The 14,008-nt window shown below is 60.2% G+C and carries 12 protein-coding genes and 1 pseudogene; 7 read left to right on the top strand and 6 right to left on the bottom strand.

Going from position 1 to position 14,008, the window contains the following annotated elements:
• Positions 1 to 7: 7 nt before the first annotated feature.
• From bioD to LHFGNBLO_RS02920, 5 genes are all read left to right on the top strand, one after another.
• Positions 8 to 643 (top strand): dethiobiotin synthase, encoded by a 636-nt coding sequence (gene bioD / locus LHFGNBLO_RS02940; protein ID WP_258600021.1) that lies wholly within the window; start codon positions 8 to 10, stop codon positions 641 to 643.
• Positions 643 to 1,908, top strand: coding sequence for an adenosylmethionine--8-amino-7-oxononanoate transaminase (locus LHFGNBLO_RS02935; RefSeq protein WP_258600020.1), 1,266 nt, complete (start codon positions 643 to 645; stop codon positions 1,906 to 1,908). The genes bioD and LHFGNBLO_RS02935 overlap by 1 nt, the downstream gene beginning before the upstream one ends.
• Entirely contained in the window at positions 1,905 to 2,888 is a 984-nt protein-coding gene (locus LHFGNBLO_RS02930; protein WP_258600018.1) for a beta-ketoacyl-ACP synthase III, read from the top strand. Before LHFGNBLO_RS02935 ends, LHFGNBLO_RS02930 begins: the two co-directional genes overlap by 4 nt.
• 58 nt (positions 2,889 to 2,946) lie before the next feature.
• Positions 2,947 to 3,399 carry an aspartate 1-decarboxylase gene (gene panD, locus LHFGNBLO_RS02925; protein ID WP_111548091.1) on the top strand — a complete coding sequence of 151 codons (453 nt, stop codon included), beginning with the start codon at positions 2,947 to 2,949 and terminating at the stop codon, positions 3,397 to 3,399.
• A gap of 1,144 nt (positions 3,400 to 4,543) precedes the next feature.
• The gene (locus LHFGNBLO_RS02920; RefSeq protein WP_258600017.1) at positions 4,544 to 5,008 is read left to right on the top strand and encodes a MucR family transcriptional regulator; all 465 of its coding nucleotides are present in this window, start codon (positions 4,544 to 4,546) and stop codon (positions 5,006 to 5,008) included.
• Positions 5,009 to 5,257: 249 nt separating this feature from the next.
• On the opposite strand, the gene LHFGNBLO_RS02915 is transcribed toward LHFGNBLO_RS02920, so the two are convergent.
• Positions 5,258 to 5,470: a cold-shock protein gene (locus tag LHFGNBLO_RS02915; protein ID WP_023749661.1), complete on the bottom strand. Its 213-nt coding sequence runs from the start codon at positions 5,468 to 5,470 to the stop codon at positions 5,258 to 5,260.
• 474 nt (positions 5,471 to 5,944) lie between these two features.
• On the opposite strand from LHFGNBLO_RS02915, the pseudogene LHFGNBLO_RS02910 reads away from it, so the two are divergent.
• Positions 5,945 to 6,749: pseudogene (locus LHFGNBLO_RS02910) on the top strand (aldehyde dehydrogenase family protein); the annotation flags it as partial.
• 249 nt (positions 6,750 to 6,998) lie between these two features.
• On the opposite strand, the gene LHFGNBLO_RS02905 reads toward LHFGNBLO_RS02910, so the two are convergent.
• The 5 genes from LHFGNBLO_RS02905 to LHFGNBLO_RS02885 all read right to left on the bottom strand — a co-directional run bounded on the left by LHFGNBLO_RS02905 (position 6,999) and on the right by LHFGNBLO_RS02885 (position 13,180).
• The gene (locus tag LHFGNBLO_RS02905; RefSeq protein WP_258600015.1) at positions 6,999 to 7,247 is read right to left on the bottom strand and encodes a DUF982 domain-containing protein; all 249 of its coding nucleotides are present in this window, start codon (positions 7,245 to 7,247) and stop codon (positions 6,999 to 7,001) included.
• A gap of 207 nt (positions 7,248 to 7,454) precedes the next feature.
• Entirely contained in the window at positions 7,455 to 7,757 is a 303-nt protein-coding gene (locus LHFGNBLO_RS02900) for a DUF982 domain-containing protein (RefSeq protein ID WP_258600014.1), read from the bottom strand.
• Between the two features lie 405 nt (positions 7,758 to 8,162).
• Positions 8,163 to 10,121 carry a putative bifunctional diguanylate cyclase/phosphodiesterase gene (locus tag LHFGNBLO_RS02895; protein ID WP_258600497.1) on the bottom strand — a complete coding sequence of 653 codons (1,959 nt, stop codon included), beginning with the start codon at positions 10,119 to 10,121 and terminating at the stop codon, positions 8,163 to 8,165.
• Between the two features lie 621 nt (positions 10,122 to 10,742).
• Entirely contained in the window at positions 10,743 to 12,794 is a 2,052-nt protein-coding gene (locus LHFGNBLO_RS02890; RefSeq protein ID WP_258600013.1) for a putative bifunctional diguanylate cyclase/phosphodiesterase, read from the bottom strand.
• The gene (locus tag LHFGNBLO_RS02885) at positions 12,794 to 13,180 is read right to left on the bottom strand and encodes an MHYT domain-containing protein (RefSeq protein WP_258600007.1); all 387 of its coding nucleotides are present in this window, start codon (positions 13,178 to 13,180) and stop codon (positions 12,794 to 12,796) included. The genes LHFGNBLO_RS02890 and LHFGNBLO_RS02885 overlap by 1 nt, the downstream gene beginning before the upstream one ends.
• A gap of 453 nt (positions 13,181 to 13,633) precedes the next feature.
• Here LHFGNBLO_RS02885 and LHFGNBLO_RS02880 point away from each other — a divergent pair, with 453 nt between their 5' ends.
• Positions 13,634 to 13,837, top strand: a complete 204-nt coding sequence (locus tag LHFGNBLO_RS02880) for a hypothetical protein (protein WP_111548097.1) — start codon at positions 13,634 to 13,636, stop codon at positions 13,835 to 13,837.
• The last annotated feature ends 171 nt before the right edge of the window (positions 13,838 to 14,008 follow it).

Raw genomic sequence — 14,008 nt, 5'->3', positions numbered from 1 at the left:
GAGCGGTATGACCCAACGCATCGTCATCACCGGAACCGACACCGGAATTGGCAAGACCGTGTTTGCGGCTGGCCTCGCCGGCCTGCTCGACGGTTTCTACTGGAAGCCGGTGCAATCGGGCCTCGACGGCGAGACCGACAGCGAGGTGGTTGCGCGGCTTGCCGGCTTGCCCTCGGAGCGCGTGCTGCCGGAAGCCTACCGCTTGAAGAGCCCGCTGTCGCCGCATCGTTCGGCCGAGATCGACGGCCTCGCGATCAAGGGTGCCGATCTTACTTTTCCCGTCCTGCCGACGCCGCTCGTCATCGAGGGCGCGGGCGGGCTGATGGTGCCGCTCAACCGGCGCACAAGGTTCATCGACATCTTCGCTGAGTGGCGGCTGCCAGTAATTTTGTGTGCCCGCACCACGCTCGGCACCATCAACCACACGCTCCTCTCAATCGAAGCTCTGCGGGCCCGCTCCATCCCGCTGGCCGGCATCGCTTTCATCGGCGATGAGATGGCCGATACACAACGGACAATCGTGGAATTCAGCGGTGCGCCGCAGCTCGGCAGGCTGCCGCACCTCGATCCTTTGACGAGAGAAACGCTGAGGGATGCAATGATTGCCGGCTTCGCCTTCGCCTCGATTGCGGGAGGTGACTGATGTCGCAGTCCCATGTCTGGCACCCCTTCACCCAGCATGCGCTCGAGCCGGCGATTCCTGAAATCGTCATGACCGAAGGCGCCTATCTCCACAAGGCCGACGGCGCGCGCATCCTGGACGCCATCTCCTCCTGGTGGGTCGTTACCCATGGCCACCGCCATCCGCGCATCATGAAGGCTATCGAGACAACCGCGTCGAGCCTCGACCAGATTATCTTTGCGGGCTTCACGCACGAGCCGGCAGAGCGCCTGGCCAAGGCGCTTGTCGGACTCGCTCCCGGCGGACTCGATTGGGTGTTCTATTCCGACAGCGGCTCGACCTGCGTCGAAGTCGCGCTGAAGATGGCGCTCGGTTATTTCCGCAATATCGGCGCCCCGCGCTCGCGCATCGTCGTCATGGAGCACAACTATCATGGCGACACGATCGGCACGATGAGCGTCGGCGCCCGCGGTGTGTTCAACGCCGCCTATGAGCCTTTGCTATTCGAGGTCGACACCATCCCCTTCCCGGCCGCCGGGCGCGCGCAGGAGACACTGGATCGGTTCGAGGCTGTCTGCCGCGACCTGCGCGCCGCCGCGCTGATCGTCGAACCGCTGGTGCTTGGCGCCGGCGGCATGCTGATGTATCCGGCCTGGGTTCTCACCGAATTGAAGAAAATCGCCGAAGCCTCCGGCACGCTCCTGATCGCCGACGAAGTGATGACTGGCTGGGGACGCACCGGAACCATGTTCGCCTGCGAGCAGGCGTCCATCTCGCCGGACATCTTGTGCACCTCGAAAGGCTTGACCGGCGGCGCCATCCCGCTGGCCGCCACGCTTGCCACCGATGCCATCTTCCAGGCTCACTATTCGACGGACCGGACGAAGACCTTCTTTCATTCGAGCTCCTACACCGCCAACCCGATTGCCTGCGCGGCAGCACTTGCCAATGTCGAGATCTGGCGCGACGAGCCGGTGGCCGAGCGCATTGCGGACTTGAGCGCGATGCAGGCCACCGGGCTTCGACGCTTTCTCGACAACCCTTTCTTCACCGACAGCCGGGCGACCGGCACGATCGTGGCTCTCGACCTGCGCGCCGGCTCAGCCGGCTATCTGGCCGAGATCGGGCCGAAACTGCGCGCGTTCTTCCTCGACAAGGGTCTGCTTGTGCGCCCGCTTGGCAATGTCCTCTATCTTCTGCCACCCTATTGCATCACCGGCGAGGAGCTCGACGGGCTCTATGACGCGATCGAGGTGGCCGGCGAACGCTTCGGCTCAAAGCCATGAGCAGGTCGTCGCGCATTCTCGGGTTCGGTCATCACGCGCCTGGGCGAAAAGTCGAGAACCCGGAAATCGAAAGCCGTCTCGGGCTCGAACCGGGCTGGATCGAGCGACGCACCGGGATACGGTCACGCTTCTGGGCGAACGACGAGGACACGTTGTCGGGCCTTGCCGCGCATGCCGGCGACATGGCGCTGGCGAATGCCGGCATCGAGCGGAGCGACATCGGGCTGCTGTTGCTTGCCACCTCGACACCCGATCACCTCCTGCCGCCCAGCGCGCCGCTCGTAGCTCATCGTCTGGGTCTCGGCCGTGCAGGCGCGGTCGACCTCGCTGGTGCTTGCGCCGGCTTCATCTATGCGCTGATGTTCGCGGACGGGTTCACCCGCCTGCATGGCAAATCGGCCCTTGTCATCGCTGCCAACATCCTCAGCCGTCGCATCAATCCGGCTGAGCGCGCCAGCGCCGTGCTGTTTGCCGATGCCGCCGGCGCCCTGGTGATTGGCCCCTGCGAGGACCCCGATCGCGGCATTCTCGGTGCCTCGGTGGATTCCGATGGCTCGCGCTACGGGCTGATCCAGATTCCTGCCGGAGGAAGCAACAAGCCGTTCCACGGCGACCTCGACCTCGAGCAGACTAGAATGACGATCACCGACGGCCGTGAAGTGTTCGCCAAGGCGGTCGAGATGATGACTGCCTGCTCGCAGGACGCGCTCACTGCTGCCCGAATGCGGCCGCAGGACATCGACCGGTTCGTGCCGCATCAGGCCAATGCCCGCATTTTCGATGCGGTCGGCAGGAACCTCGGCATAGCAGATCAAGCGATCGTCAAGACGATCGCCGATTACGGCAACTCTTCCGCCGCGACGATCCCACTGTCGCTCTCGCTGGCCCATCGGACGGACCCATTTCGACCGGGCGAGAAAATCCTGCTGGCGGCAGCGGGTGCGGGTCTCAGCGGCGGTGCACTCGTCGTCGGAATTTAGCCGAACACCTGGCTGCTCCGAGGACGGCAGGATTCATTATGGATAGGACAACAGACCCATGCGAAAACTAGTCGCCGGCAAGCTGCACGGCATCTACGTCACCGAAGCGAACCTCAACTACCACGGTTCGATAACGCTTGACCCTGACCACTGCGAAGAAGCGGGGATCCTGCCCATGGAATTCGTGGAGATATGGAACAAGAATTCCGGGGCGCGGATTTCGACCTATGTCATCCTGGGCGAGCGCGGTTCACGATGCTGTATTCTCAATGGAGCAGCGGCCCGCACTTGCCAGCCCGACGACCAGATCATTGTCTGCAACTCCATCTACCTGGACGAAGCGCATATTACCTCTCTGAAGCCCCGGATCGTTACGTTCGACCAGGATAACAACATACTCGACCGCCTAAGCTACTCCGTCGATCTTGACGCAGATGGCCGCTACACCTTCTCGATCCTTGACGAGACTGATGAGGCTTTGGCCATTCCTGCCATGGTCTCCGGGGCGTGACACCCGCCGCACATGTGACATCAGTGTTCGTCAATTGGTGGCCTGCTAGCAAGGCCGAGCCTGGCTCGTTGGTCATCGGCAAAATGTTCGGCGGGCGACTGCGTCTTGAACCGATGAACTGTCAGTTTGCCGTTCTCAACAATATGAACGGCCCATCCCCCACCACAACGCTTGACGCGCACGTCGTTTGGTTCGCCAGCCACCATTGCCGCCCCTCATTTTCGTCGCCCTGGACCGAGACTGGAAGTCGCTCCATGCACGGCGAAAAACACGGGACCTTACGTTACGTCAAGCAAAGATTTTCTGACGGCTGATGACTTGTCGATATGACTACGGAGGCAATTCAGGCGCGGAACGTCCGGGCACGCGGTATCTTGCGCTCGGATCGATTTAGATGCCCAAATTTTGCATTTTAATGCAGTCTTAATTATCCGCGGCCAATGTGAATGGGAACGCGTATTCAGTTCGAGTAACTCTGCAAAAAGCCCGCCGCTCTTGCCCTCAAGAGTGGCGGGTTTTTCGGTTGTGAGCACTGGTGCGGTCGGTGCGGATGCTGCCACAGCACAAGCGCCGTGGCGTCATCCCTGCCCCCCTCCGTCAATGGCGCGGTGCTGCTTTTCGGGGCGAAGGCTCGTCTAGGACGAAGCTGAACGCGCGAGCCGCCGGCTCTTGCTGATGCTGGGCACCGGACCCCTCCCCGGTGCACGAGCCTTGGCGCCCGGGTTCTCGTGGCAATCGTTTCCGGTCTCGACCAGATGGTTGCAGAGGAACAGGAGAACGCCTGTCCTACCGGCGAGTTCGATTCTGCTGCTTCACAGGCGGCCAGCTCTGCTCGCAGAGGGAGCCATTGTCCAGCGTGCCGGACCGGAATTCTTCGAATGATCGATTCCGATCTTCAGTAGAAAGAGATCGAGAACAGGCTTGCCAGCGTTTCAGGTCAGGATCGCTCCCTCATGCTACATCAAGCAGGGATGCGCCAACCGCGGTCGGATCAGAATGCACAAGACGGCGGGAAGCGTCGCTATTGACCGCAGTGCAGGACGAGCATCGCAACAGTCTTGCCGGGGCTTTATTGCTTTCAGCGGCAACCGGCACTATGTAGCGACACTTCGCCGACTGTCTTTCAAGCCACCCGGAGAGTTTCATGACAGAAGAAGCCGACAACAACATCGACGTCCTCGAGCTCACCGCCGATGTCGTCTCTGCCTATGTCTCGAACAATCCGGTCCCGGTGGGCGAAATCCCTGCCCTGATCGGCCAGGTGCACGCGGCACTCAAAGGCACGGCCGGCACTAGCGTTTCGGCGGAAGAACCGGAGGTTCTCAAGCCTGCCGTATCGATCAGGAAGTCGGTGACGCCGGACTACATCATCTGCCTTGACGATGGCAAGAAATTCAAATCGCTCAAGCGCCATCTGTCGACCCACTACGGGCTGACGCCAGACGACTATCGCGCCAAATGGGGTCTGCCGTCGGATTATCCCATGGTAGCGCCGAATTACGCCGCTACGCGCTCGGCATTGGCCAAGACGATGGGGCTCGGCCGCAAACCGGCAGAGCCGGAAAACCCTGGGCCGGCGAAGCGGACGCGCAAGAAGGTCGCAGCTTGATTTCAGCAATCGAGGTTTGTTCTGGGGCGCAGCTGCCATTGGCATAATCTGCATCTGTCCGGAATATGAAAAGGCGGGGTCTACCCGCCTTCTCTTGCAAGCAGCCTGGCTCCCAAGGACTTCGCGCGGGCTTACAGCAGCCTGCTCCTCAAGCCGTCCGGTGAGCCCTGTTCTCCCCTTATATCGCTCGACCAGCACATCCGGGCGGACCGCATCCCTCCGCTGCTGATAGGAGTCAGGGAAAAAAATTCAGCCGGCTTTGCTGAGGCTGCCAGCTGAGGACTTGCCAGTGCGGCGGTCCTGTTCGATTTCATAGTTGATCTTCTGGCCGTCAGCGAGAGTCGAGAGGCCCGCCCGTTCAACGGCGGAAATGTGGACAAAAACATCCTGACCGCCATTGTCGGGCTGGATAAATCCAAATCCCTTGGTGCTGTTGAACCATTTTACCGTTCCAGTCGCCATGTGCGTTTTCCTTTGTAACAATTGCAATGTGGGCAGGCCGTCAGGCCTGTCCCGATTCATAACCGACTTTGGAGTAAGACGCCGCAAAAACGAGAAATCTGCAAGGCTCAATTTGACCGGCGGCTGTAACTCCTCATGGACCGTCCAGCGTCCGCCCGTAAAGGCTCACAACGACACGCGTTACGGCCTCGATGCGATACCCAAGACGGACGGGGCTGGAAGCGCAATAGCTACCAGGCAGGGCGACGGGAAGTTGATCGTTTGGGGCAAATGGGGGCTATGGACGACGCCGCTGGCGGACGGTTCGGGCCTCGCCGGTATGGACGGAAGCTGGCCGTCGGCCTGTCCCGCGGCAGGGCCACTCGGCCCAAGCATGCGCGACTTTTCGTGAGAGGTGGTCCTATGCAAAAGCCATACGTGCGCAGTAGATGTCCACCCGGCCGGACAGGCCAAGAGCCTTTTGGGGAATCGACATTGCCGCTGCTCCCACCTTTGATCCGCCACCTCAAATCTCCTGACCTGTTTGGCAGCCTTGACCGCGTGCCGGCGCTTGGCAAAGCAGTCAGTGAGCGGACATTTGAGGTCCTCAACCCATCGACGGGCGAAGTGCTGGCAGAGCTTCCCCGATATGGGTGTCGAGGAGACGCGGGCTGCGGTCGACAAAGCATATAGCGCGCAGCCTGGATGGGCGGCATTGACGGCCCGTGAACGCAGCGACGTTCTGTGGCGCTGGCATCAGCTGATTATCGACCACGCCGATGACCTTGCCGCGATATTGACCGCGGAAATGGGCAAGCCCCTTGCCGAGGCCAAATTGGAAGTGTCGCATGCGGCGGCCTACCTGCAATGGTACGCCGAAGAGGCCAACCGCATCTATGGGGAGACGATCTCCGCACCATCGACGGACCGCCGTCTGCCCGTGATCAAGCAGCCGATCGGCGTCGTCGGCACGATTACGCCATGGAATTTCCCGGCTTCCATGGTGGCGCGCAAGATCTCGCCGGCCTTGGCGGCAGGCTGCGCGATCGTGCTGAAACCCGCTGAACAGACGCCGCTCGTGGCCGGTGCAATGTTTGCCCTTGCGCATCAGGCCGGCTTTCCCGAAGGCGTGGTCAACCTGATCTACGCGTCTGAGGGCGATGCCGTCGGATGCGAACTCTGCACAAACCTCAAGGTCCGCAAGATCAGCTTCACCCGCTCGACCGAGGTTGGCCGGCTGCTCATGCGCCAGTGCTCGGACCAGATCAAGAAGGTCAGTCTCGAGCTCGGCGGGTCCTCGAACATGTGAAGCAGGTCGCACCTCGATGGGCGGCGGCTCCGGACCCGCTGAAACTGTCGCATTCGTCACCTTGAGGTCAGCTTCGCACCGACGCCGCTGTTGTGCCACAGTCAAGCAAGGCAGTCGCCTCGAGGTGAGCACGTCCCGGGAAGCGTCGGGTATCGGACCTGGACAAGCGTTCACATCATCGTTCCACCCCACCGGCTGTCCCGGCGATGGCCGTCAGCAGGTCCTGAGCATCCCAGCTTTCTAATCGCTGCGCAGAATCTTTGCTTCAAGCGCGGCTGCCACGAAAGCTCTTCGAGCCGCCGCTGGATAAGCCTCACCGCGCAATACCTGCAGACAGGCATCCATCGCGGCCTTCCGTTTCGCGGTCTGACGTTGAAGATCACGCAGCAAAATAGCGGCCGCGTCATTGACCTCGAACACGATCCGCTTTGAGCTGTGAAGGCTAAGCCGAACAACGACTGGCCTCTCAAATCTGCTCAATCCGGTCATGTCTCCGCTCCTGCGAGGCAAATAGCCTCGATCGCACCTTGGCCCGGCCGAACGGTTCCGCTGCTCACTGAAGCTCGCCCCTCGCGATCGATGGGCGGTACCTGATTCATGGCGGGGTTGCGCCGCTAATGTCGAGACCTGCTTCTGCTTTCTGCTATCCGTGAAATCCCGACACAATGCCCCCTCGGCGTGCCCCGTGCCAGACGCCTAAACCTGCACTTTTCCACGGCCGGACTTGCAGGCAGCGAGCCATTGCATGGCGGAAATTGCATCTTCTAATATGGCGGCCCGTTTCGCAAAGCCGAAAAAGGCATTGCGTGCTGCGCTTCCAGGTTTTCGCCCATCGTATGCATCATAGCAGGTCCTGAGGGCTGCCTCGTGGATCACGTCTCTGCGATCTTCTGGCCATTCGTTGAGGAAATCGATGGCGTCCGCAAGGCTGGCAATCTCCTGCACGATGTAGGTTGCACGCTTTACGAAAACTGGGCTGCTGAAAGCCTCAGGGCTCATTGGTTCCTCCCGACCTACTGAACGACTGGTCTGCGTGAACAGGCGCTTCATCGACACCCGCCGACACTCGCAGAATGTGTTGTCAGGGCAATGACGGTTCAAGAGGAAGGCAGCGGCGTGATGCCCTCCGGTAGGCCAGCAGGCCGATTCCATACATACTGTTGCAAGAGCGGCTGATCAGGTGGCAAAAAAATCTGCATCGTTCCGACCATTTCGCACGAAACGCTTGGTACATCTTCCGGCGTTGACCCGCCACGAGGAAGCGGCTCCGCACCCTCCGCTTCGTCACAGGGCTACTCCCATGGTTGTACGGACTTGCGGCCTTCAGCCTACCTGAGCAAGGCAACGTGACCGTCGAGATACGAGACAACCAGACCATCGCCGCAAAAGTGCCGGTCCTGCTATTCAAGTACCTAGCTCCTGACCCACCGGCTCCGCGGCAATGCCAGGAATTTCGCCTATCCGGAGAGGTTTCCCTATTAAATAGCCTTGAGCTTCATCACATCTGACGCAGCGCAGATAGTCGAGCTGTTCGGGAGTTTCTACGCCTTCGGCTGTTACCTCGATTCGAAGCTCATGCGCCAACTCAACCAACGATCTTACAATCGCAGCGCAGTCCGCATCGGTGAGCATATCCTGGACAAAAGATCGGTCGATCTTGAGGCGCGAAAGAGGCAGTTTACGAAGATAGGTCAGTGATGAATAGCCGGTGCCAAAATCGTCAAGAGCAACTGTGACGGATAGAGAAACTAACGATTGTAAGAATGAAATCGTTTCTTCAAAATTCGAAATCAGCACAGTTTCTGTGATCTCGACCTCGAGTCTTCGGGGCTCCAAGCCGGCTTCAGCCAAGGCCACTACAATTCCATCCAGCAAGGCCTTGTTCTTAAGCTGCACTACCGACAAGTTGACGGAGACCCGTAAGTCGCGCGGCCAGCGCGCCGCCGCCAAACAAGCCGTTTTGACGACCCAGTGTCCGATGGAGTGAATCAAACCCGTTTCTTCAGCGATGGGTATGAACTCCGACGGAGGGATTGGGCCAAGGGTCGGATGCTGCCACCGCAGAAGCGCTTCAAAACCTCGGATGCGATCGCTCCCGAGGTCGAGAAAGGGTTGAAATGCGAGCCAAAGCTGGTCGTTGGCGAGCGCAGATGCCAGATCGCGTTCAAGGGCACGGCGCCTTGCAGCGGCTTCATCGTCGCTTGCGCTGAAAAACTGGATGGACCCCGCCCCCAGCGTCTTAGCCCTGTATAGCGCGGTGTCGACGCACCGCAGGAGTTGGTTGGCATCCAAACCGTCAGTGGGCGCCAAAGCGATACCGATAGAGGCCCTCCAATAAATTTCACGTCCTTCGATCAAGAAAGGGGCGCGCATGGACTCTATGATCTGTTTGGCCAAGGACCTGATCTGATCTGGCCTGATATCGCGCGTAGCAATTATTGCAAATTCGCCGCCCTCCAATCTGGCAATGCCATCGCTCTCCCGCGTCGATCTCCGAAGTCTCGCAGCCACTTCGACCAAAAGGGCATCCGCCAGGGCTCGGCCAAAGCGATCATTCACCTCGGCAAAATTGTTAAGATCGAACAAAAGCAACGCACAGTGCTGGTCAAACTGCTTTGCGTCCACCAACGCGTTCTCCAGCCGCTCGTTGAAGCTGAACCGGTTTGGCAGTCTCGTTAGAACATCCCTGCGAATGGCATTTTCGCTTTCCGCTTGCAGAATGAAGCGTTGGGTAAATTCGACCGCGTGAGCAAGCACTGCACGAAACAGCGTGATGGCGTAGCTAACTATCAGGATTGCAACGGGCAGATTGACGGCGCCTTCCATCCACACAATCGCAACCGCCGAACCGACGAAGATCGGCAGCGTATACGCGATGGCCGCAATAGGAATCGTGGAGAAAGAAGCGGCGCCGCCTGCGATCATCCCGGCGCTCAGGCAGGTAATGACGACCTGGGCGGCACTTGTTGCCCCGCTGAAGAACAGGACGGGAAGTGCTCCCCACCAAGTGCCGAACAGGAAGGCGTTCCGCACCAGGTTTTGCGTTGTTTGGCGAGACACTGACCTTGGTTTGACTGGCTGAAACGATAATCTCGCTCTTAGGCCTACGAACCCGGCGGCGACGATGATAACATTCGCCCAGAGGATGGCTTTCGTTTGGTCCGGGGAGCCCCAAAGCGCCATAACAAGAGTGGCCGCATTGAGTATGTTCGCAACCATGCCGAGAGGCGTGTTGCGAAGCACGATACTGACCTGCTCCGCCCTGATTCGGCCGGCAAGTGGTTCGATTGTCGAGGGCCCGCCAAAAACTCGCAGGTCTCCCGCCAGAAGGTCACCAAACCTTGCGGCATACAGACGCTGCATCACTCTTTCACTCCCCCACGCTAGAGTAGTAGCTGCGTGTTGGTCTCCTAGCACCGAACACTTCGGAAAAAGTAAATTTCAGCCGCAAAAATTGGACAGCCCAGTTTGGAAACCGAGGCCTTCGGAAATTCGAAGATAGCGAAAACCGCAATGCTTACTTAGGGGCATCGTCGACCTAACGTGATCCATGTTTTCGCAATTGTGGCGTTGGCGATCGCGCTTTCTGTTTCGACGCCTGTTGGCTAAGCTGGTTTAATGAGCCGGCTCATTCTCGAAGGGATCGAAATTAGTCGATGGTTTCGACCTCGTCATCTTCGAGCTCGTCGCTTGGGAGAACACCGCTATCCCGACACCGCGTTCTGTCTTATTGGTGTGACGTTTGCATGCGCCCGAACCGCGTACTCTCCAGGACAAGCATCAGCGGCACGGCGAACCGCTGCTCGAGGCGCTACGCCCGTTCGATGTAACGCGGAAGGCGCAGCCGTCGATCGCGGCTGGGCGGGCAGAACCGAGTTGCCGAAATGCGCCACCATCTCAGCATAGGAGCTGTTGACCTGTAGAACCCAGCATCATCTCCGAATGCTCGCGAGTATCACCACGAACGTGCGACCCGCTTCCGCACTAGGCCGCGCTGTTCTTGACCACGCCCAGTTCGTGGTTGCTCAGCCGTCGGGAAGCGGGCGTCCGGCCTTTGCCGCTCGTATGCTGAGCGAAGTCGGAAATCGGGCAGGGTCGGCCAAGTAGGTAACCCTGGATCGCATCGCAGGCTTCTTGCCGCAGGAAGGTCAGCTCCGCGTCCGTTTCGACGCCCTCTGCCAGGACCGGGAGCTTGAGGCCCCGAGCGAGGCCAAAGACCGCACGCATGACGGCAGCCGCCTCATCGCTGGTATCCACCGCCCGGACTAGAGACTGGTCGACTTTGATCTTATCAAACGGGAATGCCCGCAGATTCGATAGCGACGAGTATCCGGTGCCAAAATCATCCATGGCGATTTGAACCCCAAGGCTTTTGAGCTGACGCAGGGCAGCGAGCGCCCGCCCGATATCCTTGATCAGGCAAGTTTCGGTAATTTCCAGCTCGAGGCGGAACGGATCGAGACCGGTTTCTTTCAGCACTGCCCCGACCAGCTCGGGCAAATTCCCGCCGTGGAGTTGCATGGCCGAAACGTTGACGCTGATTGCTAGCGGTTGTTGCCAGCTTGCCGCTTCGGCGCAGGCGGTCCGCAGCACCCATTCACCGATCTTCAGAATGGCGCCACATTCTTCAGCGACCGGGATGAACACCGCCGGCGGAACTGCGCCGCGTTCCGGATGATCCCACCGGAGCAGCGCTTCGAAACCGAAGACCTTGTTGGACAGGAGTTCCGCCTGCGGTTGATAGACGAGGCGGAGTTCCTTGCGCGAGATCGCGTGACCGATGTCGTGCTCGAACTGGCGGCGATCGCGCAGATGCTCACCCATGGACGGCTCAAAAACGCAATAAAGGCCACGCCCCTGCATCTTTGCCTCATAAAGCGCAGCATCGGCATGGCTCAGAAGGGTCTCCCGATCGGGTGCATCGTTCGGGAATACAGCGATGCCTATGGTGGTGCCGATGGTGACACCGGCGGGCAGGTTAGCGCCTGTGTCGTTGAATGCGTCCAGGATGGCTTCAGCAGTGCGCGTCGCATAGCCCGCGCTCGGCAGACCGGGAACAATCACGGCGAACTCGTCGCCGCCCAAGCGCGCAACCATCTGCCCTGGCTTAAGGACGCCCCTGATCTTCTCGGCCACACACTGCAGCACGGCGTCTCCGACGAGATGGCCGAAGAGGTCGTTGACCTCCTTGAAGCGGTCGAGGTCGAGGTCGAGGAAGAGAACGGCAAGGCACCGCTCAGCGCCGCGATGCGTCGTAAACTCGGCCTCCAGCTTTTCGTTAAAGCTCGTGCGGTTTGGAAGCTTGGTCAAGGGATCGTGGTGGGCAAGGAAATGAATCTCTTCCTCCGCCCGCTTGCGCCCGCGGATATCGCGCACGGCAAGAACCTGGTGTTGCTTGCCGGCATAGAGGATGCTGTGCCGGATCAGCTCAACCGGGACCGTGCTGCCGTCCGTCGCGCATAGTCCCACCTCCAGCGGCGTTTGCGTAGTGCCCGAGAGCTCGCCTTGGAAAACCGTGGGAAAGAAGGACGCGAGCGGCCGGCCGGCCGGCTGAGAGCCGTTGACGCAGGCAAGCGCGGCGAAACTGCGATTGGCTGCCACGATCTCGGTTTCGTTGCACACGATCAGCCCCTCGACGGCCGCGTCGGCCAGCTCCTGCATACGCGCTGCTTCGCCGGCGCGACGGAGATCGCGCACATCGAGGGCGAGGCCGATGATCGCCAAAAGGATGATGACGATCGAAACGAGGGCTACGCCAGCGGCCATCCAGTCCGCGGGCAACGCCCTTGCGGAAATGACAATGCGCGGGTCTGGCATGATTGCGGCCGCGCCCATCGCCGTGAAATGGTGGCTGCAAATCGCTACCGTCAGCACGAGGGCGCCGAGCGCCTTCCACTTGACCGTGTTGGCGTGAAGGGCAACCGGCAATGCGGCCGCGCCGAACAGCCCACCAAGAATGATTGAGGCGGCGACGAGCGGCACATCCCAGACGACGCGGCCCGCGATCTCGAATGCGGCCATGCCAGTGTAGTGCATCACCGCGATGCCGCTCCCACGATCGCACCGCCGATCCAGCGTCCATGTGGAACGCGTGGCGAGGTACTGATCGTGAGACCCGTCCCGGTCAAAGCGATCGCGGCCAGCAACGACATGATCGTCAAAGCGATGTTGTAGCCGCTCGGTACGGCGGGCTGGAAGGCCAACATGGCTATGAAATGCGTCGCCCAGATGCCGAAGCCGGTGGCGACCGCGGCGACGGCTAGCCAGATCCGTCGCATTTCGCTTTCACTGCGCCCGACATGGTGGAGGAGGTTCACGGCCGTGAAGGAGGCTAGGGCGCAGATCAAGGCCGCTAGCGCGACCAGACGCAGATCATGCTGCGTCGCAATTAGGTGTAGACTTTCAACATTCTCTTCCCCCACGCAGGACGATCACCCGCTTGGGGAGAAATCTACGGCCAAAACTTGAATAAAGCGCTTAGTTTAGGCGGAAAATCCGCTTTGATCATCGTTACCGAAGGTCGTGAAGGAACTCCACAGGCTCGCTGCAGAATGGGCGGGCCGGTAGCGCCGTAAATGGGAACGCCTGATTCTAGGCTTTGCAGTATGTTTGCCTAAGGCTACGGGCGTGAGGCGAACTCAGCGGAGGCCGTCGATGTCGAGGTGCGCTTGCGGTCGGCGATGTCGCCGGCGGAGCTCGAGGTCCAGCGAAGGGGCTACGCTACCACTCTACACTGACGACCGGTGATCCAGGCAATCGAGCAGGGTGCCGTACCACCCCGCGCGTCTGGATCAACGACAATGAGGGCTGCGGAACAAGCCTGGTCAGCGCCACCTTCTTGCGACTTCTCAACCCGGTGGAGGGAAGCCGATGCGATGGGCACCAACTGCGGCTTTGGGATTGCCGAGCGCTTGCCGATCGGCAATCTGTGTCCGCCCACTCATGACATCCAGCATGCTTCCATCAGCAGCATGAATCAATTGCAGGTGACCGATTCCAAAAATGCGTTGGACGGGACCGATATGCTCAGGAACATGGGAGTATGGACAAGGGTGGCGGTCATCTTCATTGCATTTTGAATATTTTACGGATTCGCCGATGGGCCCAACAAAGGCGGCTGCGTAGGCGATATGATGGCGATCACCCTGAAAGCTGGACAAGAGATCGCGAGCGCGGGCCCGGGTGCCGGCGGGGAGCCGCTTTCGTCGTGGCTTGGACGGCGGCAACGCCTCCGAAAACCTTTGGAGAAT

This window comes from Mesorhizobium sp. AR10, assembly GCF_024746795.1.
Taxonomy (GTDB): domain Bacteria; phylum Pseudomonadota; class Alphaproteobacteria; order Rhizobiales; family Rhizobiaceae; genus Mesorhizobium.
The sequence above is the reverse complement of the archived record's forward strand: the minus strand, read 5'-3'. Positions and strand labels throughout refer to the sequence as shown.

Coding starts and splice junctions, on each gene's coding strand:
- LHFGNBLO_RS02930 (WP_258600018.1), top strand. CDS start 1,905: ATGAGCAGGTCGTCGCGCATTCTCGGGTTCGGTCATCACGCGCCTGGG.
- bioD (WP_258600021.1), top strand. CDS start 8: ATGACCCAACGCATCGTCATCACCGGAACCGACACCGGAATTGGCAAG.
- LHFGNBLO_RS02915 (WP_023749661.1), bottom strand. CDS start 5,470: ATGGCGACTGGAACGGTAAAATGGTTCAACAGCACCAAGGGATTTGGA.
- LHFGNBLO_RS02880 (WP_111548097.1), top strand. CDS start 13,634: ATGGGCACCAACTGCGGCTTTGGGATTGCCGAGCGCTTGCCGATCGGC.
- LHFGNBLO_RS02920 (WP_258600017.1), top strand. CDS start 4,544: ATGACAGAAGAAGCCGACAACAACATCGACGTCCTCGAGCTCACCGCC.
- LHFGNBLO_RS02905 (WP_258600015.1), bottom strand. CDS start 7,247: ATGACCGGATTGAGCAGATTTGAGAGGCCAGTCGTTGTTCGGCTTAGC.
- LHFGNBLO_RS02895 (WP_258600497.1), bottom strand. CDS start 10,121: ATGCAGCGTCTGTATGCCGCAAGGTTTGGTGACCTTCTGGCGGGAGAC.
- LHFGNBLO_RS02890 (WP_258600013.1), bottom strand. CDS start 12,794: ATGCACTACACTGGCATGGCCGCATTCGAGATCGCGGGCCGCGTCGTC.
- LHFGNBLO_RS02900 (WP_258600014.1), bottom strand. CDS start 7,757: ATGAGCCCTGAGGCTTTCAGCAGCCCAGTTTTCGTAAAGCGTGCAACC.
- LHFGNBLO_RS02935 (WP_258600020.1), top strand. CDS start 643: ATGTCGCAGTCCCATGTCTGGCACCCCTTCACCCAGCATGCGCTCGAG.
- panD (WP_111548091.1), top strand. CDS start 2,947: ATGCGAAAACTAGTCGCCGGCAAGCTGCACGGCATCTACGTCACCGAA.